Source organism: Neisseria sp. WLZKY-1 (assembly GCF_046546535.1).
GTDB lineage: Bacteria > Pseudomonadota > Gammaproteobacteria > Burkholderiales > Neisseriaceae > Neisseria.
Genome location: NZ_JBKGTW010000180.1, coordinates 1 through 203, shown reverse-complemented (window position 1 = coordinate 203; position 203 = coordinate 1). Strand labels below are relative to the sequence as shown.

Here is a 203-nt window from a genome sequence, read left to right as displayed (position 1 = left end):
AACTTACGGATGCAGCCGTCAAACCATCTTGCGCCATCTCAAAAAAGCCAATCCCAAAGCCCAATTTGCCACGCCTAAGTGTGCCAATGTTGTTATGGATACTACTTACTTCGGGCACAGCTTCGGCGTTATGGTTCTATTAGACAGCATCAGCGGCAAAGCTCTATCCGTAACCGAAGTCAAATACGAAACCAATACCTTGT

Annotated in this window: 1 pseudogene; it reads left to right on the top strand. The window is 46.3% G+C overall.

Features of this window, described 5'->3' with window-relative positions:
* Nucleotides 1-203, top strand: a pseudogene (locus tag ACLD9W_RS12735) (hypothetical protein); the annotation flags it as partial.